Here is a 26,716-nt window from a genome sequence, read left to right on the forward strand (position 1 = left end):
CGCGCTTTAGGAGCTGAGCGTCTGCTTGATCTGCCAGCGGTCGTGATACCAGAGCCACTGTTCCGGATATTCCCGAACCCAGCTTTCCACCTTGTCGTTGAGCAGCTGCGCGGCAGCCGGCAGGTCGAGATTGCCTTTGGCGTCGCGGGGCATTTCCAGCCGCGGCTCGATTTCCAGCCGATAGCGGTTGCCTGGCAGCCGGATGCAGCGCGCCGGATAGACCTCGCAGTCGAACTGGCGCACCAGCTTCGGCAGCAGCGGATTGGTCTTGACGTCGCGCCCGAAGAAGGTGCCCTTCAGCCCCTTGCCAAATTTCTGGTCGACGAGCACGCCCACGCCTTGGCCGACTTCCAGCTGACGGGCGAGCGCGAAGGAGGAGCCGGCATGCGACGGCACCAGCTTGCCCATCCGCGCGCTCCTGAAATCGAAGACCTTCTTGGCGACATAGGGATTGTTCGGCGGCCGAAACAACACGGTCACATGAAGCCCGAAGGCGGCACCGGCCACCGGCAGCAGCTCGAAATTGGCGGTATGGCCGGTAAAGACGATGAAGGGGCGCGGATTGTCGCGCAGATCGAGAAAGATCGGGATGCCCGACACCTCCACCCTGCCCGGCTCGGCATTTGCGGGATCATAGTCGAACAGCTGGTCGAGGAAGACGTATTCGGCCGCCAGCCGGCCCATATTGCCCCAGCTTGCGAGCGCGATCTCTTCGATCTCAGCTTGGCTTTTCTCAGGGAAGGCGTTGCGCAGATTGACGAGCATCAGCTTGTGGCGGCGCGTCCGCTGGCCGAGTCGGCGCGTCATACTGTCGGCGAAGCGAATCGCGCCATCAGCCGGAAACAGCTTCAGCACATTCAGAAAGCCGAACATCACCTGCGCCACCAGCCATTGCTGGAAGTGCCTGAGCGCCAGAACGATCCGGGTGATGAGGAGCTTCACTTGGGGCTCAATCCATTTTCAGAATGATCTTGCCGAAGATCTGGCGCGATTCCATCCGCTCCAGCGCCCGATCGATATCGCTGAAGCTGACCTCGGTATCGATGACGGGATGGACGAGTCCACGGCCCATCTTCTGCATCGCATCCGCCATGTTCTCCATGCGGCAGCCGAAGGAGCCGAAAAGCTTCAGCTGCTGCTGGAACAGCATCATCAGGTTCATATCCGTGGAAACACCCGAGGTAGAGCCGCAGGTGACGAGCCGCCCGCCGCGCTTCATGCAGAGCATCGAACCCGCCCAGGTATCCTTGCCGACATGTTCGAAGACGACGTCGACGCCCTTCTTCTTGGTGAGCTTGCGCACCACGCCCTCGAAGCGGTCCGTGCGGTAGTTGATGACATGATCGGCACCGAGCGCCTTGGCCTTTTCGATCTTGTCGTCCGAACCGACCGTGGTGATGACGGTGCAGCCGATTTTCTTGGCAAGCTGGATCGCTGCCGTGCCGATGCCGGAGCCGCCGGCATGGACGAGGATCGTTTCGCCAGGTTCAAGCTTGGCATTGTCGAACAGCATGTGCTCGACCGTGCCGAAGGTGACGGGAGCGAGTGCCGCGCCGATCGCGTCGACGCCGGGAGGAGCCGGCACCAGCAGCCGCGCGGGAAGGTTGACCTTCTCCTGCGCAAAGCCGTCGAGATGGAAGCCGTGCACGCCGGAGACATGTTCGCAGAGATTGTCGCGGCCTTCGCGGCAGGGGCGGCAGAGGCCGCAGGTGCGCGCACCGTAGATGGAAACGAGCTGTCCCGGCAGCACGTTGGCGACACCCGGGCCGATCGCTTCCACGACGCCGGAAGCCTCCGCACCGATGACCAGCGGCATCTTGCGCTTGGCGAATGCCATGCCGCGCCAGCCCCAGACGTCGATATGGTTGAGCGCCACCGCCTTGACGCGCAGCGTCACCTCACCGGCGGCAGGCGCATCCGGTTCCGGCAGGTCGGTGATCTCAAGCTTGCGGTCATCGATCAGTTGCAAAGCGCGCATGGCAAAATCCCTCGCCGTTAGAACGCCGTGCGTCCGTTCGGACGCACAAAGGACGCTCTAACTCTTTAAATCTACGCATCAGGCTTTCCGAAAATCGCCCGATTTTCGGGCCGATGCTGTAGGCTTCATCTCATCTCAAAAAATGTGTCGGGAACCGCTTAAGCCGGTTCGAGCGCCATGACAAGGCTGGCATTCTGCCCGCCGAAGCCGAAGGAGTTGGAAAGCACGGCGGAAACCTGCGCTTCCCGCTTTTTGTTCGGCACGACATCGAGAACGATCGACGGATCGGGATTGGTGTAGTTGATCGTCGGCGGCAGCGTCCCTGTCAGCATCGTCTGCAGCGAGAACACCGCCTCGACGGCGCCCGCCGCCGTCAACGTATGGCCGATCATCGACTTGTTCGAGGAAACCGGAATGCCGACGAGCCGCTCGCCGAAGACGGCCGACATCGCCCCATATTCCATCTTGTCGTTCTCCGGCGTCGAGGTGCCGTGCGCGTTGATGTAGCCGATGCCGCTTTCGTCGATGCCGGCATCGGCAAGGGCCGCGCGGATCGTCGCGATCGCCGGGCCGCCGTCCGGCGAGGAGCGGGTGCGGTGGAAGCTGTCGGCCTTGTCGCCGGCGCCCTTCATGATGCCGAGCACCTTGGCGCCGCGGGCAACCGCCGCTTCCAGCGATTCCAGCACCAGCGTCGCCGCACCTTCGGCGATGACGAAACCGTCGCGATCCTTGCTGAACGGCTTGGATGCCTTGGTCGGCGGATCGTTCTGCGTCGAAAGGGCCGACAGCAGCGAGAAGCGGATCAGCGCTTCGGCGCTGAGAGAGCCGTCGGTTGCAACCGTCAGGGCGCGATCGGTGCGGCCCTGGCGGATCGCCTCGATGCCGAGCTGGATCGCCGTGACGCCGGAGGCGCAGGCCGTCGACAGCGTGACCGGAAGGCCGCGCGTGCCGAAGCGGTCGGCAAGCCGCTCCGAAATGGCGCCAAACAGGGCCGCCTCATGGAAGGCCGGATCTGGCCGTTGACGCAACGCCGTCAGGAAACGTTCATAAGCATCACCAGGATGCTCGGAGGCCGGCGAACGGTCGGCAAGCTCGAAACGGGCGCTCCATTCCGGCTCGATCGGCGGAGCGGCGAGGAAAAGCGGGCCATTGAAATCGCCGGAAAGGCCGGCATCGGCAAGCGCCTCGATCGTCGTTTCGCGGGCGAAGGCGTAGGAGCGCTCGACGGCATTCGGGGCCGGGATGCCGATGAAATCGACGGTGCCGGCGATCCGCGTCGACAATCCTTCGGTCGGGAAACGGTTGATCTCGTGGATGCCCGAGGTGCCTGACGAAAGCGCTGCCCAGTTGTCGCTGAGGCCTTGACCGAGCGAGGTGATGATACCCATGCCGGTCACGGCCACGATCGGACGGCCGAGGTGATCCCTGTAAGCGGAAGCTGTCATATCTTTCACTCCTCACGCATTTGCGGAAAGGACGGCAACGCCCTCGCCGCGCTGGTGTCCGACCGCGGTCACGACGGCGGCGGTGGCGCCTGCCCGCATCGGCGCCTCATGGCCAGCATCGAAGGCCGGAACCTTGGCCTTGCCGTCGACGGCAAGCGCTGCAAGCGCCAGACCCAGCGTGAACTGCGTCTCGATCGTATGGCCGGTGACGCCGCCAAAGCCACGGATCGCAACACCGGGCAATTGATGTTCGAGCACTGCCCGCTCGCGAGCGGCAAGATCGTGCATGCCGGTCGAGCCGGAAAAGATCGCCGTGCTTTCGGCGGCAAGCCCGGTGGCGGGTGCTAAAAGCCGCTCCAGCCGGACCTCGAGATTGCCGGCATTGCGGTTGCCGCGGTCGCCCTCGACCGCATCGATGACAGCATAGATATGCGCGCCGCGCGCTTCCGCATGCTGGCGCGATTCCAGCACCAGGAAGGCGCCGGCCGAACCAGTGATCATGCCGCCGCCGTCGCTTGATTTGCGCGACCAGAGCGGCACCCAGTCGCCGCGCGCATGGGCGCCGATCGCTTCGGTGAGCAGGATCATATCCGGCCGCTCCGCTGCGAAGGCGCCGCCGACCAGCGCATGCGAGGATTCGCCTGATTTGATGCGATAGAAGGCGGTCTCGACGGCTGAAATCCCTGCCGCTTCCTCGCCCATGAAGGTACGCGACGAGCCGGTGACCTTATGCACGATCGAGATGTTGCCGGCGAGCAGGTTGGAAAGCTGGGCGAGGAACAGCGTCGGCCTGAGCTCTGTCGTCAGCTTCTCGTTCAGCAGCAATTCGCGGTCGTTGCGCTTCAGCGCCTCGTCGACAATCAGCGTATCGACATTGATGTCGCGCTCGCCGCCGCCGGCCGCTACGATCATGTCCATCGTGCCACAGGCCTCGAGATTGTCTTTGAAGCCGGCATCGTCGAGTGCCAAGCCTGCGGCGAAGACGCCGATGCGCTGCCAGTTCTCCATCTGGCGCTGGTCGCCACGCTTGGCGATCTGCTGCGACCAGTCGATTTCGGGCAGCGGATGCACCGGATAGGGCTTGAACTTCTCAGTCTCGACGATCGCCTTCGGCGCGCTTGCCGCCGAAAGCAGCGCGATATGCGCATCCTTACCGACGCCCTGACAGGTGACGATGCCGATGCCTGAGATGACGACGTCGTTTGCAGCCTTGCTCATCCAACCACTCCCTGCGCCGCGATCGCTTCGAGAAGCCCGATCTCGCCGGCACGTTTTTTGACGATATCGCCGAGCGGCACTTCGGAAAACGGCATGGTGCGAAGCTTCAGCTGCGCATCACAGACCTTCTTGCCGGCGCTGGTGATTTTAGCCTTGGTAACCGCGAAACCCGAACCGTCGTGCTCAAGCACCGCCTCGATGTCGAGCACGGCTTCCGGCTCGACGAACGTGCGCATCTTGGCGCCGTCGACTGACATCAGGAAAGGCATGGCGGCGAAGTTGGTGACGGCAAGCACCAGCATGCCGGAGGCCTGCGCCATGGTCTCGATCAACAGCACACCGGGAACGAGCGGCATGCCGGGAAAATGACCCTCGAAGACAGGGCTCTTGGCCGGCACGACGGATCGCGCGTTCAGCGTGCCCTTTTTCAGGTCCACCGCTTCGACGCGGTCAATCATCTGGAAATATTCCAGCAGCATTCGGATCCTCCGGCCCGACAGGCCAGATCCGCCCGCCGGTGACGCCTAGTTAGGAACGAAACCGCCCAGCCGCCATAGTCAGGCGGCAGGGCGCTCAAAAAAAGACGGTTATGTCCTCAGGCCTTGGCTGCTTTGAGCTCGTCGATTTTGGCGCAGAGGTTCTTCAGCACGAAATATTCTTCGGTGGAAACCTTGCCCTCGTTGACTTCCTGCGTCCACTTTTCGAGCGGAATCTTGATGCCGAATTCCTTGTCGATCGCAAAGACGATGTCGAGGAAATCGAGGCTGTCGATACCGAGGTCGTCGATCGTATGGCTCTCCGGCGTGATCGTCGCGCGGTCGATCTCGCTGGTTTCTGCAATAATGTCGGCAACTTTATCGAATGTAGCGGTCACGCGCTGTACCTCATGAAATGACGATTTAAACCTCCTCATAGGCAAATCCATTTCAAAAGCCAATGCTTTCGTCCCGGCGTTGCGGCAATTTGCCGGCCGGGTGTTGCCTAAACAGCAATGGAATGCAGGCCGTTCCCGTCACCCGAGGCGGGGCGATGCCGCTGCAGCCCCTGCGCCGACGGCGCAACAAGCATCCGAATCAAAGCCGCGTACGGCCTCGCCTCGAAGCAAGCGCCCCCGGCCGGAGCCGCAAGCCCGGACACTTGATCTGGATCAAATCGCAAGCCCGAAAATTTGATAATCATCAAGCGACGCGGGAAGAAATCGGGCTAGCCGAACCAACTCGCAATCGCGGCGTAATCGTCTCGGAAGAGCCAGCCATGCCCGGGCATGCCGGGTGCATCCGGATTTCGAAGGGATCAGGAAATGGACGTCGCACGCAGTAAGGTTTCCGAGGCCGGCACGCCCGTCGCTTGCCGTTCCTGCCAGGCCCGGCACGGCGTCGTCTGTGGCGCCTTGTCGAGCAGCCAGTTGCGAGAGCTCGGCCGCCATTCGCTGCGCCGCAAGGTCGATGCGGGCTCTGAGATCGTCGCTCAAGGGTCGGAAAGCTCTTTCTATTCGAACATCATGCGCGGGGTGGTGAAGCTCTGCAAGGTGATGCCGGACGGTCGCCAGCAGATCGTCGGCCTGCAATTCGCCCCAGATTTCGTCGGCAGGCCTTTCGTGCGCGAGAGCACGCTGTCGGCCGAGGCTGCGACCGATGCCGAAATCTGCGTCTTCCCCCGCAACTTGCTCGACCGCATGATATCAGAGACTAGGGAATTGCAGCGCAGCCTCCACGATCAGGCACTGAAGGAGCTGGATGCCGCGCGCGAATGGATGCTGACGCTCGGCCGGCGCACCGCCGAGGAGAAGGTCGCAAGCCTGCTCCACCTCATCGCCACGCATGCCGAGCCGCAAACGGCCACCAGCACCGCCTTCGATCTGCCGCTATCGCGCGCCGAGATCGCCGATTTTCTCGGGCTGACGATCGAAACCGTCAGCCGCCAGTTGACCCGGCTGCGCAAAGAGGGAGTCATCCGCATCGAGAACATCCGGCATATCGTCGTCCCCGGCATGGATGAGCTGGAAAAGAAAATCAGCGCGTAATCACCACACGGGTATTGGCAAGGCCGGCCTGACGCGCCAGCGAGAAGAACTCGGCCGCATTGTCGGGATGCAGGCGGACGCAGCCATGCGAGGCCGGCCGGCCCAGGCGCTTCAGGTCGAAAGTGGCGTGAACGGCGTAACCGCCGTTGAAGAACACAGCGTAGGGCATCGGCGCATTGTCGTATTTCCGGGAACGATGATCGCGCGACAGCCACTTGGCGCTCCACGAACCGGTGGGCGTGACGTAGCCGTTGCGTGCGGTCGAAACCTTCCAGCGATACTTGACGAAGCCGTTCTCGGTGACGGTCATCGTCTGCTTGCCGATGCTGATATTGGCAACCAGCATTGCTGCCTCGGCGGCAACGGGAAAAAACTGCAGCAATAAACTTGCGGCCGCAGCCGCCAAGATCGTCTTCATGATAGCCCCTCTTCGCACCCGCGCAGTTTATTGCGCCCTCACGACAGAGAGACTAAGCCAATACTTTCTATATTGCTTTAATCCGAATGGTAATCACAATTTTAACACGTTTAAGCCGTGAGCAACTCACCTACTGGAGCTTGCGCCCGGCCGCAGGCCGGCTGACGCGCTGATAGGCCTTGTTCATCTTCTCGCGGATAGAGGCCATCGTGCCGAGATTGTGACCGCAGGCGGCACAGGTAATGATATCGGTCTCCCGGATTTCGGGCCGCTCGAACTTCATCTTGGTGCTCTTGCACTTCGGGCACGGTAATTCAACCTGAACTGTCATCGCTCTGCTTCCGGTCTGATGAGATATGAGGCGCTTCGCATAAACCTTTGCGGCGGAGCTGTCCACCGGGGCGTGGACGCGCTGCGTGGCGCCCTACAGAAAACACAGAAACAACCCGAAGATCAGACCGGTGAGCACCATGCAGCTGGCATAGAACACCGACACGCCGTCTTCAATATCCGCGGCGGTGGCGACGTCCCGCCCCGGGTTGTTGATCATCGGCTCCGTCACGACGACACCGCCATAGATGCGCGGGCCGGCGAGCTGGACATTGAGGGCGCCGGCCATGGCCGCCTCCGGCCTGCCGGAATTCGGCGAGCGGTGCAGGCCGCCGTCGCGCATCGCCACGCGGATCGCCTCGCGGCAGGGGCTCATGCCGCGCCGGATCCAGGCCCCGGCGGCGATCAGCAGGATGGAGAGCCGCGCGGCCGGCCAGTTGACGATATCGTCGAGCCGGGCAGCGGCCCAGCCGAAATCGATGTATTTTTCCGATCTGTGGCCGATCATCGAATCGGCCGTGTTCAGCATCTTATAGGCAAGCAGGCCCGGGAGGCCGAAGATGGCATAGCATAGGGCCGGCGCCACGACGCCGTCGGAGAAATTTTCCGCAAGGCTTTCGATCGCCGCGCGGCAGACGGCCGGCTCGTCGAGCGTTTCGGGATCGCGGCCGACGATGCGGGAGACAGCGTTCCGGCCGCCGACAAGCCCTTCGCCGCGCAAGGCGGTCGCGACGGCCGCGACATGATCGGCAAGGCTCTTCTGCGCCAGGAAAATCGCCACCAGACCGGCCTCCAGCACGAGGCCGGCAAGGCCGAAGAGCGCGAAGAACCGATCGAACACGAAGCCCGCGGCGATCGACAGCAGCAGCAGCGCCAGGATTGCCGCGACGCCGTTCATCCGGCGCTGGGAGCCCGTAAGGCTTGAGGGATTGAGCTGCTGGTCGGCATAGGAAATCGCCGCGCCGAACATGACGACGGGATGCGGCACGCGTGACCACAGCCACTGCGGATCGCCGGCGATCCGGTCGAGCAGCAGCGCCAGAAGCAGCACAAGAAGGTTTTCGTCGATCGTCATCGCTCAAATCCCTGAAGGGCTTCGCCAAGCCGCCTGTCCGCCGCCGGATCGGGCGTCAAGCCGAACCGCAGCCAATCCGGCGCATAATCGAACTTGCGGACGAGAATATGATGCCGGCAAAGATGCGTGTAAATGTCGCTCGCCCTGCTATCGGCGGCAAGGGTGAACAATGCCGTTCCTCCCCTGATCCTCAACCCGGCCGAAGTCAGCGTCGCCTGCAGCGCGGCGCTACGTTTATCGAGAGAGTGGCGGATCGCGGAGACGTCGGAGCGAAACAGCGAGGCGGCCAGCGACAGCGCCGGGCCGGAGACCGCCCAAGGGCCAAGCCAGTCCTCGATACGAGCCAGAATATCCTCGCGCGCGATTGCAAAACCGAGCCGCAGGCCGGCAAGCCCGAAAAACTTCCCGAAGGAGCGGAAAATGATCAGGTTGGAGAGCTCTTGCGCGTGGGCTGCAAGGCTCCGCGCCGGATCGGCATCACCGAAGGCCTCGTCGACGACGAGAATCCCGCCTGCCGCCTTCATCCTGTCGTGCAGGGCAATCAGCGTTTCGGCCGACCAGACCCTGCCGTCCGGATTGTTCGGATTGACGACGACCGCAAGCCTGTGTTCACCGCCGATCGCAGCAATATCATCGACCGCATCGACGACAAAACCGGCCGAGCCGAAGGCGCGCGCATATTCGCCGTAAGTCGGCGACACCACGGCAATCCTATTGTCCGTCACGGCGACCCTGTCGTCCGTCGCGGCGCCCCGGCCTCCCTGTCGAAGCAAGCGCGGCAGGAGCTGGATCACGGATTGCGTCCCGGGCACCGGCAGCGGCAGAATCGCTCCGCTGCCATAATGATCGCGCGCCGCAAATCTTGCCTCGTCGACGAGATGCCTGTCCGGCAGACGGTGCCAGGCCATTGCCGGGATGTCAGGCAGGGCGACGGGACAGGGGTTGATGCCAGTGGAAAGGTCGAGCCAGTCTTCCGGCCTGCCGCCGAAAGCAGCGGCTGCGGCGGTAATGCCGCCGCCGTGGGCGATCGGCGCGCTCACGCGGCCGCTCTCGCAAGATCGATCAGATGCATGTAGGAGCCAGCTACCTGGCCGCGCCGGAGCCCGACAGCACCGAGATCGGTTCCCAAAGCGTCCTGTGCGGCAAACAGCCGCTTTCCCTCGCCCTCGGAAACAACGCTGGAATAGTGGAATTCATGCGCCGTCATCGTCCGCGCGAAGAAGGCGCCGTCGAGCGGTGTCACACGGCGATAGCCGAGATGACGCCGGCGGTCGGCATAGCTGGTGACAACAGGCAGCAGGCCGAGCATTTCATGGCGCTTGCCCTCGGCATCGATCAGCCCATCGCCGAGCACCATGTAGCCGCCGCACTCGCCGTAGATCCTGATGCCGCGCGCCGCCGCATCGAGCATGCCGGCGCGGAAATTCTGCGCTTGGGAGAGCCGTCCCGCATGCAGCTCGGGATAACCGCCCGGCAGATAGATCGCATCGGCGTTGCCGGCCGGCGCCTCGTCGGCGAGCGGCGAGAAGAAGGAAATATCGGCCCCGCGGCGGCGCCACCCCAGCAGCATATGCTCGTAAGAAAAGGCGAAGGCGACATCGCGCGCCACGGCGATGCGGGCGCCGATCGGCATCAGCCGATCGATATTGGCGGCAGAAGGCCGGTTGAGCCCCTGCCTTGCGATGCGCAGCAGGAATTCGAAATTGCATTCCTCGGAAACGGCGTCCGCCGCGTGGTCGATGAAATTCTCAAGCGTCGCATGTTCACCGGCCTGGACGAGGCCGAGATGGCGCTCCGGCAAGGCAAGCGTCTTGTCGCTGGCGATCACGGCGACAACAGGCATGCGGATCGCTTCGAGCGCGTGGCGCAGCATCGCCTCATGCCGTTCGCTGCCGACCTTGTTGAGGATGACGCCGGCAACGCGGACATCGGCGCGAAAGCCGGCGAATCCTGATACCAGCGGCGCCACCGATTGCGACATGCGCGAGGCATCGACGACCAGCACCACGGAGAGGCCGAGCTGGGCGGCAAGATCGGCCGCCGTCCCCTTTCCGTCGGCCGCTCCGTCGAAAAGTCCCATCATCGCCTCGATGACGAGGATGCGGTCGCCGGAGCGGTGAAGGGCTGAATTGGCCGAGATCAGTTCCGGTCGCATCGCCCAGGGATCGAAATTCAGGCAAGGCGTGCCGCTTGCCGCCGCATGGAAAGCGGGATCGATGTAATCCGGCCCGGCCTTGCCGGGTGCCACCGCAACGCCGCGTCGGCGCAGCGCCCTCAGCAGCCCGAGCGTCACCGTCGTCTTGCCGGCGCCGGAGGAAGGGGCTGCGATCAGGAGGCCGCTCATATCAGCACCTGGCCGGACCGGCGAAATGGATCGGATTGCAGGCGCCGGCCCGCCAGGGCGCCGAGCCAGTCGAGTGAGGCTCTGAGCCGCACCACCTCGCCGACGACGACCACCGCTGGCGGCTCGAGCCCGGAGGCGGCGACTGTCTCGGGCGCGTCGCCAAGCGTCGTTTCCAGCACCTGCTGCCGGCCGGTGGCGGCGTTGCAGACGAAGGCAACGGGTTCGGACGGCGGCCGGCCGGCGGCGATCAACCGGGCGCTGATCTCGGCAATATGTTTCATCGCCATATACATGACGATGACAGGTGAACCCCGGCCGATCGCCTCCCAATTGATCCTGTCGGGCACAATGCCGGAGGAATCATGGCCGGTGAGGAAGGTGACGGCATGGTTGATGTCGCGATGTGTCACCGGAATGCCGGCATAGGCAAGCCCACCGATGCCGGCGGTGATGCCGGGCACGATGCGGAAGGGGATGTTGTGCTCGACCAGCGTCAGCGCCTCCTCGCCGCCACGGCCGAAGACGAAGGGGTCGCCGCCTTTTAGCCGCAGCACTCGCTTGCCGGCCCGCGCCAGCTCCACCAGCCGTAGCGAGATGTCGCGCTGTTTCGCCGAAGGCTTGCCGCCGCGTTTTCCCGCAAATTCCACCACCGCCTCCTGCCGCGCCAGCGCCAGACATTCCTCGTTGACGAGCGCGTCGTGCACGATGACATCAGCCTCGGAAAGTCCCTTGGCAGCCAGCAGCGTCAACAGCCCGGGATCACCGGGGCCGGCCCCGACGAGCCAGACGCTGCCCGGCTCCAGCGCCGGAAGATGAGAGAGTTGGCTATTCAACATTTTGTTGATCTAGGCCCAGCGAGGAGCAAGGTCAACGCCGCCTGCCCCGCCTCACTTGAAGTTGCTGAGATGACCATGACTCACTTTACGAGAAAGCGGATTCGAATTCTCCGAAAATCCGAATAACAATATGAATATATTATCATATGATCGCAAAAGCCGGCCGCGACGCAGCCGGACTCCCAGTCGCTCAAACGCGAAGCAGCGCCTTGCGGATAAGGTCGATGACTTTCTCCGATTCGATACCGGTGCAGACGATCTGGCTCGGCAGGCCATCCCAGTCGCCCGGCGGGAAACGGCGACCGTCCGGCTTGATGATTGTCTGGCCGTGGGCAATGCCGCCGCACACGACGCGCACCGCACCCGATATCGACGAGAACAATTCCGGCGCCACGACATAGACCGCAGCGCAGCTATCATGCACCATCATGCCGTCTTCGACCGCATGCTTGTAGAAATCGATATAGGACTGCGACAGTGCGTCGAGCAGCTTTACAGCCTCGTCGCCCTTGGCAGCCATCTCGCCGAGATAGCTCCGGCTCATCGTGGTGATCGAGGTGACGTCGAGGCCGATGACGGCGACCTTCCAGGGCGCGGTCATGACGATGTCGGCCGCTTCGGGATCACCGTGGATATTGGCCTCGGCGACCGGCGAGACATTGCCCGGCACATAGAAATTGCCGCCCATGATGACGACGTCCTTGACCAGCCCCGCAATCTCCGGGTCTTCCTTCAGCGCCCGTGCCAGATTGGTCATCCGGCCGACAGCGACGAGGCGCACTTCCCCTGGGTTGGCGCGGACGGTGTCGATGATGAAGCGATGCGCCGGACGCGGATCGAGTGCCACATCAATCTTTTCCGGCACCTCGATATCGCCGAGGCCGTTGTCGCCATGCACCATCGCCGGCCATTCCCGCTCGGCGCGCGAGGGATCGATGGTGACGCTGGCGCCCTTGGCAACCGGCGCTGCGATATTCCATTCGCGCTTGAGGAAAAGCGCATTGCGCGTTGTCGTCTCGACCGAGGCATTGCCGAAAACGGTGGTGATACCGATCAGATCGATTTCGGGATGGCGGTGCAGGAAAAGAAGCGCCATGGCGTCGTCGACGCCCGGATCCGTGTCATAAATGACCTTGTGCATGGAATATCCTTTATATGCAAACCGCGAGCTGCCGGACGGCGCTGCGAATTGTCGCCAACATAACGCCCGTCAGTCTTTCTGCAACCCGATGCGGGCAATCGCCGCCGTCGTATGCGCGGATTTGATTTTGCCGAGCAAGAGCTCCGCATCCGGGCCAATGGCCGCAAGTGCCGCCGATTCCGCCACGCCGTGACAGCCGACGCGGGCAAAGACGATCTCGGAGGGATTTTTGAGCCGCGGCGTTTCCGCTTCCAGCCGCGGCGCATCGAAGAACAACGCCGGCACGGAAAAATGCTCGGCAACGGCTAGGATTGCCGCCTCCCGCCGGCGGCTGTCGATGGAAGCGATAGCAGCAAGCTCCGGCCCGCCGATACCGGCCGCATCCAGCGCCGTAATGGCCAGCGCCAGAACTTCCGCATAGGGCGTCCCGCGCTCGCAGCCGAGCCCGAGCACGTGGCGCCGTGCCGTATCGAAGAAAATATCACTCATGGAAGCCGTCGAATGCGCTCTGCCGTGTCAGAGAAGATGATGCCGTTGGAAAACCGCTCCTGCTTGTCGGCATCATGCTCTGGCAGCCATTGCAGCTTGGGATCGGAAATGCAACAAGGCCACCCGAAAGCTCTTCCGGAATACCGTCTTGCCTGACATTGCTCCTCATCTGCTTCTGCTGCTCTGCGCGGCTGCCTTCTTTGCCGGCTTCGTCGATTCGATCGCCGGCGGCGGCGGTCTCATCAGCGTTCCCGCCATGCTGATTGCCGGCATTCCGCCGCTGCAGACGCTCGGCACCAACAAGGTGCAGTCGATCTTCGGCGCAGCCTCGGCAACGCTCGCTTATGCCCGCAAGGGCCACGTGCAGCTTCGCGAACAATTGCCGATGGCGCTGATGGCGGTCATGGGCGGGGCGCTCGGCGCCGCTCTTGCCACGATCGTGCCCGGACAAGTGCTGCAGGCGATCATGCCGGTGTTGCTGCTGTCGATCGCGATCTTCTTTGCCGTCAAACCGAACCTCAACGACGTCGATACCCATCGCCGCATCACGCCCTTCGCCTTCGGCCTCACACTGGTCCCGGCTATCGGCTTCTATGACGGTGTCTTCGGCCCCGGCACCGGTTCCTTCTTCATGCTCGCCTTCGTCACCCTCGCCGGCTTCGGCGTGTTGAAGGCGACGGCGCACACCAAGCTTCTCAATCTCGGCTCGAATTTCGGCGCGCTGATCGTCTTCGCAAGTTTCGGCGCAATACTGTGGAAGATCGGCCTGTTGATGGGCGTCTGCCAATTCCTCGGCGCGCAGCTCGGTTCGCGGCTCGCCATGCGTATCGGCGCAAAGCTCATCAAGCCGCTGCTCGTCATCGTCTGCGTCGCCCTTGCAGTCAAACTGCTCGCCGATCCGGCAAATCCGCTGCGCGTCTGGCTCGGCGTTTAGCCTAAATATTTGACCGCCTCCATTACCTCTGACGTAATTGATAGGCCGCATCGCCTTCCCGCATGATCGCGCTGCCTGGAGTGAACGGGCGATCAAAAGGAGATGACCCGATGAACGACGCAAACAGCAATGCCGAGCGCTACCTCGCCGTCTGGAACGAGACGGATGCGGCTCACCGCCGCGCTCTCATCGCCGAGAGCTGGGTGGAAGCCGCAACCTACGTCGATCCGCTGATGTGCGGCGAAGGCCACGAGCAGATCAATTCGCTGGTGGAGGCCGTGCAGAACCGCTTTCCCGGTTTTCGTTTCGAACTGATCGGCACGGCTGACGGCTATGGCGACAATCTGCGTTTCTCCTGGGGCCTCGGGCCTGCCAATGGCGAAGCACTGATCAAGGGCACGGATTTTGCCGAGCTTGAGGGTGGCAAGCTGAAATCCGTCCGCGGCTTCATCGACCAGTTGCCGGAAGCCGCCTGATGGCGCCGACCGCCCGCTCTCTTGGCGATCATTTGCGCGAATGGCGCCAGCGCCGCCGGATGAGCCAGCTCGACCTGGCGCTGGAGGCCGATATCTCGCAGCGGCATCTGAGCTTCATCGAGAGCGGGCGCTCGACGCCGAGCCGCGACATGCTGCTGCATCTTGCCGAACGCCTCGGCGTGCCGCTCCGCGACCGGAACCCGCTGCTGCTCGCAGCGGGTTTCGCTCCCGTCTTTATCGAGCGCGCACTCGACGATCCCGCCTTGGAACCGGCGCGCCGCGCCATCGACATGGTGTTGAAAGCCCATCAGCCTTTCCCGGCGCTCGCGATCGACCGCCACTGGACGCTGATTGCCGCCAACGCGGCGCTGGCGCCGCTCATCTCGGGCATTGCCGATCCGTCCCTGCTGGAACCGCCGGTCAATGTGCTGCGCCTCAGCCTGCACCCGCAAGGACTGGCGCCCCGCATTGCAAACCTCCCGGAATGGCGCGCCCACCTTATCGACCGGCTGCGCCAGCAAATATCGGCCTCGGGCGATCCGGTATTGGAAAGGCTGCTGAAAGAACTGCTGTCCTATCCGGTGCCCGAAGCGGCGAACGACGCGCATAGCGACCACGCCGGCATCGCCGTTCCGCTGAAGCTTTCGACCAAGGCCGGCCCGCTATCCCTGATCTCGACGACCACAGTCTTCGGCACGCCCGTCGACATCACTCTGTCGGAACTGGCCGTGGAATCCTTCTTCCCGGCGGATGAGGAAACAGCCGCGATCCTGCGCGGCCTTTCCCTCAACTGATGCCTAGAATTCTACCCCCGGCTGCCCCTTGATGCCGGAGCGGAAAGGATGTTTGACAAGCTCCATCTCGGTCACCAGATCCGCGATCTCGATCAGTTCTTCCCTAGCGTTGCGCCCCGTCAGCACCACATGCGTCATGGCGGGCTTCTCGGTCGTCAGGAAGGCGACGACTTCGTTGATGTCGAGATAGTCGTAGCGCAGCGCGATGTTGATCTCGTCGAGCAGCACCATGGAATTGCGCTCGTCGCGGATCAGTTCCTTGGCCTTTTCCCAGGCAGCCGAGGCGGCGGCAACGTCGCGGGCGCGGTCCTGCGTTTCCCAGGTGAACCCCTCACCCATGGTGTGGAACTGGCAGAGATCGGAGAAATGCTTCTCGATCAGATCGCGCTCGCCGGTCCACATCGCGCCCTTGATGAACTGCACGACGGCCGAGGGTTTACCATGGGCGATGTGGCGAAAGATCATGCCGAAGGCGGCGGATGATTTGCCCTTGCCCTTGCCGGTATGGACGATGATCAGCCCCTTGCCGTCGGTCTTGGTCGCCATGATCTTGTCGCGCGCGGCCTTCTTCTTCGCCATCTTCTCGGCGTGGCGCGCATCATCCTTGCCCGTTTCGTTGTCCGGGATTTCGTCACTCATCGGTTCACCTCATTCTGTGGTTTGGCCAGGTCGAACCGGGCCGAATTGCTGCGCGGCGTCCAGAGGCTGCGGTCGATCGCCTCGCGCAGCCGCGCTGTCATCTCGTCGAATGCCGCCGGGTTCTTTTCCGTCATGAAGCTACGCACAGCCGGATCGGTGACGAAAGCCTGGTAGACTGCCTCGAAATGATGCGCACCGACCGCGCCCGTCGTCGCCGCGAAGGCGAAGAGATAGTCGACGGTGGCGGCAATTTCGGCCGCACCCTTGTAGCCGTGGCGCATGACGCCGGATATCCATTTGGGATTGACGACGCGTCCGCGCACGACGCGACCGATCTCTTCCTCCAGCGAACGGATCACCGGCCGCTCCGGCCTCGAATGATCATTGTGGTAGATCGAGGGGCGCGCGCCGCTGAGCGCCTCGGCCGCCGCCGCCATGCCGCCCTCGAACTGGTAGTAGTCATCGCTGTCGAGCAGGTCGTGCTCGCGATTGTCCTGGTTCTGAACGACGGCCTGCACCGAGCGCAGCCGCTCCTCGAACAGGCCGCGTTCGGCCTTGCCCTCCTCACCGGCGCCATAGGCATAACTGCCCCAGACGAGATAGGCCTCGGCGAGATCGGCGCGTCGCTCCCAACCCTTTTCGTCGATCAGCGCCTGCAATCCGGCGCCGTAGGCGCCGGGCTTCGAGCCGAAAATCCGGTAGCCCGCCCGACGTTTCGCCGCGGCGGCGTCGAGGCCGGCAGCCGCAAGCCTTGCCGCCTCGCCGCGCATGCGCGTTGCGATCGGATTGTCGGCCTCGTCCTCTTCAAGCGCGCCGACGGCGCGGACCGCCTTGTCGAACAGAGCGATCTGCTCGGGAAAAGCGTCGCGGAAGAAGCCGGAGATGCGGAGTGTCACGTCGACACGCGGCCGCCCGAGCATGGCTTGCGGTATGATTTCATAGCCGGTAACGCGGCGAGAACTCATGTCCCAGAGCGGCTTGACGCCAATCAGCGCCAGCGCCTGGGCGATATCGTCGCCGCCGGTGCGCATATTCGACGTTCCCCATGCCGTCAGCCCCAGGGAAACAGGCCATTCGCCGTGATCCTGCACATAGCGGCGCACCAGCAGCTCGGCGGATTTCTTGCCGAGTTCGTAAGCGGCCGGTGTCGGCACTGCGCGGCTGTCGACCGAATAGAAATTTCGGCCCGTGGGCAGCACGTCGGGCCGCCCGCGTGTTGGCGCGCCGGATGGGCCAGGTGCGACGAAGCGACCGTCGAGCCCGTTGAGTAGACCGTGAATTTCGGCGGGGCCGCAGGCGAGGATGGAGGGCTTGAGGCGGGTTTCGATCTCGGAGAGTACAGCCTGCGTAGCCTTCCACTCTGCTGGGCACTCCATTTCGCCGGAAACGAACTTCGCTGCCAGCAGTTCGACGCGCTCGACGGCGTCGCCATTGGTGCGCCAGGGTGCATCGAGAACGTCGGCGAGGATGGCGGGACGTGTTCTGGTCCAGGGGGTGGCCATGTCGCAGTCGAGAGGGTCGAACGTGGAGTTACCCCTCTCTGTCCTGCCGGACATCTTCCCCACAAGGGGGGAGATCGGCAAGGAGTAAGACAATCGCTCTATATCGATTGTTTGGGGAGGCCGGCGCTCCGATTCAATCTCCCCCCTTGTGGGGGAGATGTCCGGCAGGACAGAGGGGGGTGCCCCAGGCACATTGCCCATCCCCGCATCCGCCGCGATCACCCGCTGCAAGCTCGCATCACCGCCCTCGCCCAGCCCGCGCGGCACCCGCGCCAGCGCCACGGTGAGATCTGTCAGCAACCGCCCCTCCGGCGACACCCCGAACACATGCAGCCCATCCCGAATCTGCATTTCCTTGAGGTCGCAGAGATAGGCGTCGAGCTTCTTCAGCGCTTCGCCTTCGCTTTCGCCGCTCTTTATACCGGCATCCCGGTCGAGGCCGATATCGGTCACCAGATCGAGGATCTGCCGGCTGAGCAGGCGAATGCGGCGGGGATCACTGCCGGAGGCCTCGTAATATTCGTCGACCAGCGCTTCCAGATCCTTGAGTGGCCCATAGCTCTCGGCCCGCGTCAAAGGCGGCGTCAGATGATCGATGATGACGGCGGCAGTCCGGCGCTTGGCCTGCGTGCCCTCGCCCGGGTCGTTGACGATGAAGGGATAGAGATGCGGCAGCGGCCCGAGGATCGCCTCGGGATAACACTCCTCCGATAGCGCCAGCGCCTTGCCCGGCAGCCATTCGAGATTGCCGTGTTTGCCCATGTGGATGACGGCATCGGCGCCGAACGCGCGCCGCAGGAAAGCATAGAAGGCAAGATAACCGTGCGGCGGCACGAGATCCGGCGAATGATAGCTCTCCTTCGGATCGATATTATAACCGCGCGCCGGCTGAATGCCGACGAGGACGCTACCGAAGCGGGCGAAAGGCAGGGCGAAGACGCCGTCGAGAAAATACGGATCGTTCTCGGGATCGCCCCAGCGGGCCCTCACCTCATCCTGAATCTTATTAGGAAGAGTATCCAGGAAGCCGTTGTAGAGACTCAGGGAAAGGGTCTCGCGAATGACCCTGCCGTCATGACCTGAATTGGTCGGCCCTTGCATCAGATGCCGGATCAGCGCGTCGCCATCGGCCGGAATATCGGCGAGCGGATAACCCGCTGCCGCCATCGCCCGAAGCACCTCGATGCTGCCGGCCGGCGTATCCAGGCCAACCCCGTTGCCGAGCCGGCCGTCGCGATTCGGATAGTTCGCCATCACGAGCGCGATGCGCCGGTCGCGAGCCGGAGTAGCGCGCAGCCGCGCCCAATTGGCGGCCAGTTCCGCCGTATAGCGCACCCGGCCGGCATCCGGTTCGCTGGCGACAATGTTGGTCTCGACGGCTGCATCGTAACGCGCCGCCGTCTTGAAGGAGACCGCCCGCGCCAGCACCCGGCCGTCGACTTCGGGCAGCGCCACGTTCATGCCGAGATCGCGCGCCGACAGGCCTTGCGAGGAGGCCGCCCACGCTTCCTTGGAGGACGCAGACAAGATCGCCTGCAGCACCACCGCCCCATTCGCCTCCAGCACCGTCGGCTGCCGGTCGGCACCAGGCGCGGAGACGGCAAAGCCGGTCGTGTTGATCACGACATCGGGTTTCAGTACTGAGAACACGCTCTCGATAATGCCGGTCGAAACGGGGTCCTTGAGGCTATAGGCAAAGACCGGCAGCGGCCGGAGACCGTGCGCCTGCAAGGCTTCGATCAGCGCTTCGATCGGCTTGGTCTCGCCGCTCTGCACGAGCGCTCGGTAGAAGCTGATGGCGACGATTGGCTCCACCGCCACCTTCTCTGTCACCCGCCGCCACTCCTCGACCCCGATCAGCCCTCGCCCCGGCCACCAGATCCCCGCCTTCATCAACGGTACCGCCGGCGCGGGCTTCTCCGCGCCCGACAGCATCGCCGCGGCATAATCGAGAAAGGCGCGCCCATTGGCCTCGCCGCCCTCGATGAGATAGGCCCAGAGCGCATCGAGATCGTCGACCTCGATGTTCGAGAAGGGTACCAGCCCCGCATCCGACCTGGCATCACCCGGCAGCACCGCAATCTGCGCGCCGGCGCGGGACGCTGCAGCATGCAGCGCCTCCAGCGCATAGCGGAAATAGCTGGCGCCGCCGAGCGCACGGACGATGATGAGCCTGGCGTGCCGCGCCGTGCGCTCGACATAGGTATCGACCGACATCGGGTGCTTGAGGCTCATCAGGCTGGCAAGCCGCAGCGAATGCGGCCCACCGCAGGCGCGATGGGCGGCCGCGATCGCCGCAAGCTCGCTGTCGGCGGCCGACAGAAACAGGATATCGCCCGGCGTCTGACCGAGATCGATCGCCTCTTCGCCGTCGCTGATCGTTCCCTGCTGGGCCAGAAGCAGATGCATGGGCCTACGCCAGCGCCTCGATCGCCGCTCTCACCGCACCCTGATCCATCTCATGCAGACCAATGACGACGAGGCGCGTGCCGCGGTTTTCCCCAGGCGCCCAGGCGCGATCGAAATAGTGGTCGATGCGGCTGCCGACTGCCTGGAGCTGCAGGCGCATCGGCTTGCCCGAAACATCGACGAAGCCCTTGAGGCGCAGCACGTCATGGGCCGATATGATGCTCTTCAGCGCCTCGATGAAGCCGGCCGGATCGGCGACCGGGCCGAGATCGACGACGAAGCTGTCGAATTCGTCATGATCGTGCGGCGTGCCGTCCTCATGCTCCAGTTCGTGATGGGACTTGCGGTTGGCGATATCGTCCTCCGTGCCGATGCCGAGGCCAAGCAGGATGCCGGCCGGCACCTCGCCGTTTTTCGCCTCGATCATCACCGGCTTGCGCGAGGTGCGGGCGGCGACCTCGTCGCGCACCCGGCCGAGGCCGGCCACGTCGATCAGGTCGGTCTTGTTGAGCACGATGAGATCGGCGCAGGTGAGCTGATCCTCGAACAGTTCCTCGATCGGGCTCTCGTGATCGAGCGATTCATCCTCGCTGCGCGCCGCCTCGACGGCATCGTGGTCGTCGGCGAACCGGCCGGCGGCAACAGCCGCACTGTCGACCACCGTGATGACGCCGTCGACGGTCACCTGGGTGCGAATGTCAGGCCAGTTGAAGGCGGCGACCAGCGGCTGCGGCAGAGCGAGGCCCGAGGTTTCAATGACGATATGGTCGGGCCGCTGCTCACGTTCCAAGAGCTTCGTCATCGTCGGAATGAAATCGTCGGCAACGGTGCAGCAGATGCAGCCATTGGTGAGCTCGATGATATCGTCCTCGCTGCAGTTCTCCGCACCGCAGCCCTTCAGCACCTCGCCGTCGACACCGAGATCGCCGAATTCATTGATGATCAGCGCGATCTTTTTACCGCCGGCATTGGTAAGCAGGTTGCGGATCATCGTCGTCTTGCCGGCGCCGAGGAAACCGGTGATGACGGTTGCGGGAATCTTCTGTTGGTTCATGGATTTAACCCTTCATTTTCAGCGGCAGGCCTGCCGCGATGAAATAGACTTCGGCGGCCTTTGCCGCGATCATCTGGTGGAGACGGCCGGCATGATCGCGAAAATCCCGCGCCATACGATTGTCCGGCACGATGCCGAGGCCGATCTCGTTTGACACGAAAACGAGCCGCGCCTTTGCCCGCGGCAAATAATCGGCGAGCGCCAAAAAATCCGCCGCCATATCGCGCTCCTCCATCATCAGATTGGTGACCCAGAGCGTCAGGCAGTCGATCAGCACGACCCGGCCCTCGCCGTCGATGGCGGCGAGCCTGCCGACGAGATCGAGCGGTTCCTCATGCGTCGTCCATGACGGGCCGCGATCGGCTCTGTGCTGGGCAATCCGCGACTGCATCTCCTCGTCCCACGCCCGGCCGGTCGCGACGTAGTGACGATCGAGGCCGGTTGCAACGACGAGGTTTTCGGCAAACCGGGATTTGCCGGAGCGTGCGCCGCCGAGGATGAAAATGGTATTGGAGAGAGCGGTCGTCATGCGCAGACGGCCTGCTGGGAGAATGCGACACCCCACCACGCTCCCTCATTCCTTTGCCTGTCACAGGAACCCAGCCACGGCGCGTCCGCGCCGTAAATGACTCTCATTCGGGAAGTAAGTCTCTCGCGCCCAAGGACTTGGTCGCACTGGATTCCTGTGACGGGCACAGGAATGAGGGAGGAGAGGGAAATGCGCTCCAGTACCCCACGAGGCAACGCCGAATTCAATCGTTCAGCCAAAACAACCTCCGTGCTGGCAGCGGGTCTCTTGCCCAGGATTGGGCTTTTCGCCCGGCACGAATGGCAGGTCTCCTGGCTCGCGGTTGTCGGCCGCGATCGGGGCGGACCGGAAACCGGTCGCCCCTGATCGTGCCAGCGGATCTGCCTCGCCTTCCCGGCTGCATTGGTGAAGAGGTGGACGATTCGTAGAAATAGAGGCGTCCGACCCCGGTTGATCACCATGCATGTCCAGTGGCTTTTCCGGCATGTCGCCCGTCACGCCCGCCTGCGCGATTGCAAGCGGGCAGGAAGGGCTCGATGCCGGATGGAAGACCCTGACCGCTCTACAGTCGCGGGGTCGGCTGTGATGAAGGCGCCCGGTGTGGGTCCGCCCCGTCACATTCCCTTTTCATCCGGAAGGCGTAACGCCGATCCGGAACCATCCGTTATATCCGCGGATGATCAGATGACCATCCGCGTGGGATGGTCTGGCGACCATCCGTTGAGGGATGGTTAGGCAAGCTCAGGAGTGAAGTCAACCGGCCTTGGCGGTCGGCCGTGGGCGGCAAGGCAGGCACGCTCATCCGAACACGACTTACTCGACCAGGAATATCGTCATTTATCAGAGGCTTACGTCATAAATATTTGACGCGCCCGCCGACTTTTCGCCGCAATTGCGCTGCAAGCGGACTTCGCCATCGCCCTTGACCGGGCCTCTTCCTGCCTAGTTGTCTTGCCATGCTTATGAAATTGGATCGGCGCCGGTTCCGAGCGCTGCGTGTTTTCTTCGATCCGGGGCGGCTGCGGGCGCTGACCCGCCGCAGCGAAGTCGGTCTATCTCTGGCGGGCGCTGTCGTCGGCATTGCCTCCGGTCTTGCCGTGACCGGCATGAGCTTCGTCTCCAATGAACTGCATCAGTTGGTCTTCGGTATCGCCGACAGCGAAAGGTTGAGCTCGTCGGTGATCGACGACAAGCTGCTGCTGCTCACCGCCCCGATCATCGGCGGCATCCTGCTCGGCCTGTTGCTCTTCATTTTGGCCAAACGCCGCAAGAAGCCGATGGTCGACCCGATCGAGGCCAATGCGCTGCATGGCGGCCGCCTGTCCTTGACTGACAGCATTATCGTCGCCGTGCAGAACCTGATCTCCAACGGGTTCGGCGCCTCCGTCGGCCTGGAGGCCGGCTATACCCAGCTTGCCGCAGGGCTCGCCTCGAAACTCGGCCTGAAGCTGCAGCTTCGCCGCTCGGATCTCCGCGTCCTCGTCGGCTGCGGCGCAGCCGGCGCCATCGCCGCCGCCTTCAACGCGCCGCTGACCGGCGCCTTCTATGCCTTCGAACTGATCATCGGCACTTATACGATCGTCTCGCTGACCCCTGTGGTGGTTTCGGCCCTCGTTTCCACCCTGATCGCAAGGCTGCTCACCCACGGCGATTTCACCATCGATATCGGCGGCTTCGGCGCGGTCGTGCCGGCCGATTATATCCCGGCGCTGCTGCTCGGCGCGGTCTCAGCCGGCGTCGGCATCCTGATCATGCAGGGTGTCGCCTTTGTCGAAGAACTGGCGCGCAAGAGCGCGATCGCCCCGCCCTTCCGCCCGGCCCTCGGCGGCATCATCGTCGGGCTGCTGGCGATGATCTCGCCGCAGGTGCTTTCGGCCGGCCATGGCGCGTTGCATCTGAACCTCTCCCGCGACGTCGCCATCCCGGCGCTGATCGGCCTCTTCCTGTTGAAATCCTTGGCTTCGGCGATCTCGATCGGCTCGGGCTTCAGGGGCGGCCTGTTCTTCGCCTCGCTGTTCATGGGCGCCCTGCTCGGCAAGCTCTTTGCTTATTGCGGCCCCTATTTTGCCGATGCGACGCTGACGCCCGTCATTTATGCCGTGGTCGGCATGAGTTCGCTTGCCGTCGCCGTCATCGGCGGGCCGCTGACGATGACCTTCCTGGCGCTCGAAATCACCGGCGACTTCCCGATCACCGCGCTGGTGCTCGCCGCCGTCATCACCTCCTCGCTCGTCGTGCGCTCGACCTTCGGCTACTCCTTCGCCACATGGCGCTTCCACCTGCGCGGCGAAAGCATCCGCAGCGCCCATGACGTCGGCTGGATCCGCAACCTGACGGTGGACAAGCTGATGCGCGCGGACGTCAAGACGGCAAGGGCTGGCATCTCGCTGGAGGAATTCAAGCAGGCCTTCCCAATCGGCTCGACCCAGCGTGTCATCCTTGTCGAGGAGAGCGACAAATATGTCGGCCTCGTGCTGGTGCCGGAGATCTACGCCAACCCGACCGACACCCAGGACGAGGGCAAGACGCTTGCCGATTTCATCCACTACCGCAACGATTTCCTGCAGCCACAGATGAACGCAAGGCAGGCGGCGGCGATCTTCGATAAGAGCGAAAGCGAAGCACTCGCCGTCGTCAACAATTTGATCGAGCGCAAGGTGATCGGCCAGCTCAGCGAAAGCTATACGCTGCGCCGCTACAGCGAAGAACTGGACCGCCGCCGTCGCGAAGTCTCCGGCGAAATCTGAAGGGGTGTTATGACGCGACGCCGGCCAGCCGGAAGACGTCGGCCTTCTTCGAAACGCCCCGCAATTCGAAAGAGCCGAGATACTCGCAGGGGACGGCTGAGGTCGCCGCGAAGCTCTCCGACAGCAGCAGGTGCTGCTCGAGCATTCCGCAGAGCTTTTCCAGCCGCGAGGCTTCGTTGACAGCCCTGCCGATCACCGTGAAGTCGAGCCGGCCGTGGGCGCCGACATTTCCGTAGAAAACCTCGCCGAGATGCAGCACGACATCGATGCCGATATCGGGGCCTCCGTTGCGTGTCCGCTCGCGATTAAGCTCTTCGTTGGCCTTCAGCAGATTCTGAGCCGAAGCCAACGCTGCCCTGCAGGCCTTTTGCGGATCCTCCGCCTCAGTCGGAAAGATCGCCAGTACACTGTCGCCCATGAACTTGAGGATCTCGCCGGAATTTTCCTCGACATGCCGGTCGATCAGCTCGAAATGCTCGTTGAGAAACCCGACGATCTCCGCGGGCTGATAGACCTCGGTCAAGGCCGTGAAATTGCGAAGGTCGGCCAGTAGGATGGCGGCATCGATGGAACCGCCCATTCCTCTGCGGGTTTCGCCGGCAAGGATGCGCGCACTCGTCCTAGCGCCGGTATAGACCGCGAGGATATCGCTCGCCGTCTTCGAAACCGCCACGCGGTAGGCCGCCAGTCCGAGTGCCGGGAATAGCGCTGCGACGATCGCCAGTTGATCATCGGAAAATCCGCCCGGCGCATCGCTCGTCAGCGAGAAACCGAGCCCGCGCAACGCGACTTCCTTCGGGAATTCGAACAGGCTAATCACGTGATCCGTGCCCCCGGAAAGCGCGAATTCGTTGAGCTCGGTATAATCGAGACCCTCGCCCCTCGCCAAATTCCATCGCCCCGTTCTTTCGCCGCGGCTCAAAAGGTAAAAGATCGGCGTCTTCTCGAAGTCACGCTCCGTCGCACTGCCGTGCTCGGCATTTTCAAGGACGGTCTCACCGCCCCGCATGAAATTGGCCGCGACGCCGCGATACATCGGATGCAGGGACGGCATTCTGATACTCGCCCGCCAGATCGGAAACCCGTCCGCGATCAGCCGCTTACACAGGCCGGAAACGAGGTCGCCAATATGCTCGCTGGTGATTCCCTGCTCTATAATCCACTGAATATGACCGTTAATTTCCGAACCTCCACATAAGCCGGCGCAACCTTATGACGGCAAATCGGGCAAATGGGCGGCGATGCCGAACCGGCTGCCGCCCTATCAATTGATAGTCGCGCCAAACCGATATTTCCAGCCGTTATCAACGGCAAGTCATTTCATCCGAAGCCGGCACAACACCGGCGGGTATCGTCCTCACATCCGGACCGTCATGCCGCCGTCGACGGTCAATACGTGGCCGTTGACAAAGGAGGCGGCGCCGCTTGCAAGAAACAGTGCTGCACCGGCGATCTCGTCCGGGCGTCCCCAGCGTTGGACCGGGATGCGCTGGCGCACGAAGGGCATCAATTCCTCATTCGCGGCCATTGCCGCGTTCGTCTCCGTGGCGAACCAGCCGGGTGCGATCGCGTTGCTGGTGATGCCGTAAGGGCCGAATTCGACCGCCATGCCGCGCATCAGTCCGGTCAGACCCTGCTTGGCAGCCGGATAGACGCAGTCGCCGGGCATGACGACATGACCGCTGATCGAGGTCACCGCGATCAGGCGGCCATAATTGCGCCGCTTCATCAGCACCGCGGCATCGCGCGAAAGCATCATTGCCGCGGCCAGATCGGTGTGCAGCAGCTCGATGATGGCCTCATCGTCGAATTCGGTCAGCGGCCGCCTGTCGCGGGCGCCGACATTGTTGATCAGAATATCGAGACGGCCGTGGACTTTTTCGATATCGGCCATCACAGAACGCTGGGCCTCGCGGTCGGCGATGTCGAACACGGCAGCCTCCGCCGAGCCGCCCGCCGCACGCAGCGTTCTTACGGCCTGGTCCAGCGTCGCCGCCGTCCGTCCGGTGATGATGACATGCGCGCCGGCCTCGGCAAGCACGCGCGCCATCTCGAAGCCCAGACCGCGGCCGCCCCCGGTCACGAGCGCCACCTGACCAGCCAGTGAAAATCTATCCATTACGCTCATGGTTTATGCTCTCGACCGAATTCTCGTGGGGAGAGAATTAATGGACTCAGTCAACTAATTTGGCAAGAGTGGAGTGGCAGACGGTGGGGCGCAGGTCGCTGCTTGAGCATTTCGATAGCGCCCCAACTCTCATCCTCCTTCATTCCTGCGCTTGTCACAGGAATGAAGGAGGAGAGGTTAAGCACCACAGATCATCCGAACATACGG

Annotated in this window: 25 protein-coding genes and 1 riboswitch; of the genes, 5 read left to right on the top strand and 20 right to left on the bottom strand. The window is 63.3% G+C overall.

Translation table 11 applies throughout. The annotated features are described in order from the left end of the window. Window positions 1-6 precede the first annotated feature (6 nt). The 6 genes from OS035_RS09890 to OS035_RS09915 all read right to left on the bottom strand — a co-directional run bounded on the left by OS035_RS09890 (window position 7) and on the right by OS035_RS09915 (window position 5,515). Entirely contained in the window at window positions 7-942 is a 936-nt protein-coding gene (locus OS035_RS09890; protein ID WP_183779373.1) for a lipid A biosynthesis lauroyl acyltransferase, read from the bottom strand. Window positions 943-949: 7 nt separating this feature from the next. Next, a complete protein-coding gene (locus OS035_RS09895) occupies window positions 950-1,978 on the bottom strand; it encodes a zinc-binding dehydrogenase (protein ID WP_097625793.1) in 1,029 nt (342 codons plus the stop codon). A 158-nt stretch (window positions 1,979-2,136) separates the two neighbouring features. Beyond that, window positions 2,137-3,423, bottom strand: a complete 1,287-nt coding sequence (locus tag OS035_RS09900) for a beta-ketoacyl-ACP synthase (RefSeq protein WP_012557954.1) — start codon at window positions 3,421-3,423, stop codon at window positions 2,137-2,139. Between the two features lie 12 nt (window positions 3,424-3,435). Then, window positions 3,436-4,641, bottom strand: coding sequence for a beta-ketoacyl-ACP synthase (locus OS035_RS09905; RefSeq protein ID WP_183779374.1), 1,206 nt, complete (start codon window positions 4,639-4,641; stop codon window positions 3,436-3,438). Further along, the gene (locus OS035_RS09910) at window positions 4,638-5,120 is read right to left on the bottom strand and encodes a 3-hydroxyacyl-ACP dehydratase FabZ family protein (protein WP_097625795.1); all 483 of its coding nucleotides are present in this window, start codon (window positions 5,118-5,120) and stop codon (window positions 4,638-4,640) included. Before OS035_RS09910 ends, OS035_RS09905 begins: the two co-directional genes overlap by 4 nt. Window positions 5,121-5,236: 116 nt before the next feature. Next, a complete protein-coding gene (locus OS035_RS09915) occupies window positions 5,237-5,515 on the bottom strand; it encodes an acyl carrier protein (protein WP_003540486.1) in 279 nt (92 codons plus the stop codon). 426 nt (window positions 5,516-5,941) lie between these two features. Here OS035_RS09915 and OS035_RS09920 point away from each other — a divergent pair, with 426 nt between their 5' ends. Beyond that, window positions 5,942-6,664, top strand: a complete 723-nt coding sequence (locus tag OS035_RS09920; RefSeq protein WP_183779376.1) for a Crp/Fnr family transcriptional regulator — start codon at window positions 5,942-5,944, stop codon at window positions 6,662-6,664. Here OS035_RS09920 and OS035_RS09925 read toward each other — a convergent pair. From OS035_RS09925 to OS035_RS09960, 8 genes are all read right to left on the bottom strand, one after another. Beyond that, window positions 6,654-7,082: a L,D-transpeptidase gene (locus OS035_RS09925; RefSeq protein WP_097625797.1), complete on the bottom strand. Its 429-nt coding sequence runs from the start codon at window positions 7,080-7,082 to the stop codon at window positions 6,654-6,656. The two genes, OS035_RS09920 and OS035_RS09925, sit on opposite strands and share 11 nt — an antisense overlap. Before the next feature lie 130 nt (window positions 7,083-7,212). Beyond that, window positions 7,213-7,413: an ECs_2282 family putative zinc-binding protein gene (locus tag OS035_RS09930; RefSeq protein WP_003594021.1), complete on the bottom strand. Its 201-nt coding sequence runs from the start codon at window positions 7,411-7,413 to the stop codon at window positions 7,213-7,215. Between the two features lie 93 nt (window positions 7,414-7,506). Next, window positions 7,507-8,487, bottom strand: a complete 981-nt coding sequence (cbiB, locus tag OS035_RS09935; protein ID WP_310804923.1) for an adenosylcobinamide-phosphate synthase CbiB — start codon at window positions 8,485-8,487, stop codon at window positions 7,507-7,509. Beyond that, the gene (gene cobD / locus OS035_RS09940; protein WP_310804924.1) at window positions 8,484-9,527 is read right to left on the bottom strand and encodes a threonine-phosphate decarboxylase CobD; all 1,044 of its coding nucleotides are present in this window, start codon (window positions 9,525-9,527) and stop codon (window positions 8,484-8,486) included. The genes cbiB and cobD overlap by 4 nt, the downstream gene beginning before the upstream one ends. Then, window positions 9,524-10,831, bottom strand: coding sequence for a cobyrinate a,c-diamide synthase (locus OS035_RS09945; RefSeq protein ID WP_183779382.1), 1,308 nt, complete (start codon window positions 10,829-10,831; stop codon window positions 9,524-9,526). The genes cobD and OS035_RS09945 overlap by 4 nt, the downstream gene beginning before the upstream one ends. After that, a complete protein-coding gene (cobA, locus tag OS035_RS09950) occupies window positions 10,828-11,667 on the bottom strand; it encodes a uroporphyrinogen-III C-methyltransferase (RefSeq protein ID WP_183779384.1) in 840 nt (279 codons plus the stop codon). The genes OS035_RS09945 and cobA overlap by 4 nt, the downstream gene beginning before the upstream one ends. Window positions 11,668-11,857: 190 nt before the next feature. Beyond that, entirely contained in the window at window positions 11,858-12,808 is a 951-nt protein-coding gene (locus OS035_RS09955; protein ID WP_310804926.1) for a nucleoside hydrolase, read from the bottom strand. Window positions 12,809-12,877: 69 nt separating this feature from the next. Continuing rightward, window positions 12,878-13,297, bottom strand: coding sequence for a cobalamin biosynthesis protein (locus OS035_RS09960; protein ID WP_310804927.1), 420 nt, complete (start codon window positions 13,295-13,297; stop codon window positions 12,878-12,880). 148 nt (window positions 13,298-13,445) lie between these two features. Between OS035_RS09960 and OS035_RS09965 the strand changes: the two genes are divergently transcribed. The 3 genes from OS035_RS09965 to OS035_RS09975 all read left to right on the top strand — a co-directional run bounded on the left by OS035_RS09965 (window position 13,446) and on the right by OS035_RS09975 (window position 15,501). Beyond that, on the top strand, window positions 13,446-14,231 hold the full coding sequence (locus OS035_RS09965) for a TSUP family transporter (RefSeq protein WP_097625804.1): 786 nt from the start codon (window positions 13,446-13,448) through the stop codon (window positions 14,229-14,231). Between the two features lie 110 nt (window positions 14,232-14,341). Then, window positions 14,342-14,707, top strand: a complete 366-nt coding sequence (locus tag OS035_RS09970) for a nuclear transport factor 2 family protein (RefSeq protein ID WP_097625805.1) — start codon at window positions 14,342-14,344, stop codon at window positions 14,705-14,707. Then, the gene (locus OS035_RS09975; RefSeq protein ID WP_331813640.1) at window positions 14,707-15,501 is read left to right on the top strand and encodes a helix-turn-helix domain-containing protein; all 795 of its coding nucleotides are present in this window, start codon (window positions 14,707-14,709) and stop codon (window positions 15,499-15,501) included. The genes OS035_RS09970 and OS035_RS09975 overlap by 1 nt, the downstream gene beginning before the upstream one ends. 3 nt (window positions 15,502-15,504) lie before the next feature. Here the strand turns inward: OS035_RS09975 and cobO are convergent, their stop codons facing one another. The 4 genes from cobO to cobU are packed head-to-tail and all read right to left on the bottom strand — an operon-like array spanning window position 15,505 to window position 21,634. Then, a complete protein-coding gene (gene cobO / locus OS035_RS09980; protein WP_310804929.1) occupies window positions 15,505-16,140 on the bottom strand; it encodes a cob(I)yrinic acid a,c-diamide adenosyltransferase in 636 nt (211 codons plus the stop codon). Further along, window positions 16,137-20,051: a cobaltochelatase subunit CobN gene (gene cobN, locus OS035_RS09985; RefSeq protein ID WP_310804930.1), complete on the bottom strand. Its 3,915-nt coding sequence runs from the start codon at window positions 20,049-20,051 to the stop codon at window positions 16,137-16,139. The genes cobO and cobN overlap by 4 nt, the downstream gene beginning before the upstream one ends. 4 nt (window positions 20,052-20,055) lie before the next feature. Beyond that, window positions 20,056-21,105 (bottom strand): cobalamin biosynthesis protein CobW, encoded by a 1,050-nt coding sequence (cobW, locus tag OS035_RS09990; RefSeq protein WP_310804931.1) that lies wholly within the window; start codon window positions 21,103-21,105, stop codon window positions 20,056-20,058. Between the two features lie 4 nt (window positions 21,106-21,109). Continuing rightward, on the bottom strand, window positions 21,110-21,634 hold the full coding sequence (cobU, locus tag OS035_RS09995; protein ID WP_183779398.1) for a bifunctional adenosylcobinamide kinase/adenosylcobinamide-phosphate guanylyltransferase: 525 nt from the start codon (window positions 21,632-21,634) through the stop codon (window positions 21,110-21,112). Between the two features lie 284 nt (window positions 21,635-21,918). Further along, window positions 21,919-22,311: riboswitch (cobalamin riboswitch) on the bottom strand. A gap of 279 nt (window positions 22,312-22,590) precedes the next feature. Here cobU and OS035_RS10000 point away from each other — a divergent pair. Next, window positions 22,591-24,381 carry a chloride channel protein gene (locus OS035_RS10000; RefSeq protein ID WP_310804932.1) on the top strand — a complete coding sequence of 597 codons (1,791 nt, stop codon included), beginning with the start codon at window positions 22,591-22,593 and terminating at the stop codon, window positions 24,379-24,381. Window positions 24,382-24,388: 7 nt separating this feature from the next. Here OS035_RS10000 and OS035_RS10005 read toward each other — a convergent pair whose 3' ends face one another. Both OS035_RS10005 and OS035_RS10010 read right to left on the bottom strand, forming a co-directional pair. After that, window positions 24,389-25,477: an adenylate/guanylate cyclase domain-containing protein gene (locus OS035_RS10005; RefSeq protein WP_310805238.1), complete on the bottom strand. Its 1,089-nt coding sequence runs from the start codon at window positions 25,475-25,477 to the stop codon at window positions 24,389-24,391. A 261-nt stretch (window positions 25,478-25,738) separates the two neighbouring features. Continuing rightward, window positions 25,739-26,509, bottom strand: a complete 771-nt coding sequence (locus tag OS035_RS10010; protein ID WP_310804933.1) for an SDR family oxidoreductase — start codon at window positions 26,507-26,509, stop codon at window positions 25,739-25,741. Window positions 26,510-26,716 lie beyond the last annotated feature (207 nt).

Source organism: Rhizobium sp. 268, from assembly GCF_036571585.1.
GTDB lineage: Bacteria > Pseudomonadota > Alphaproteobacteria > Rhizobiales > Rhizobiaceae > Rhizobium > Rhizobium redzepovicii.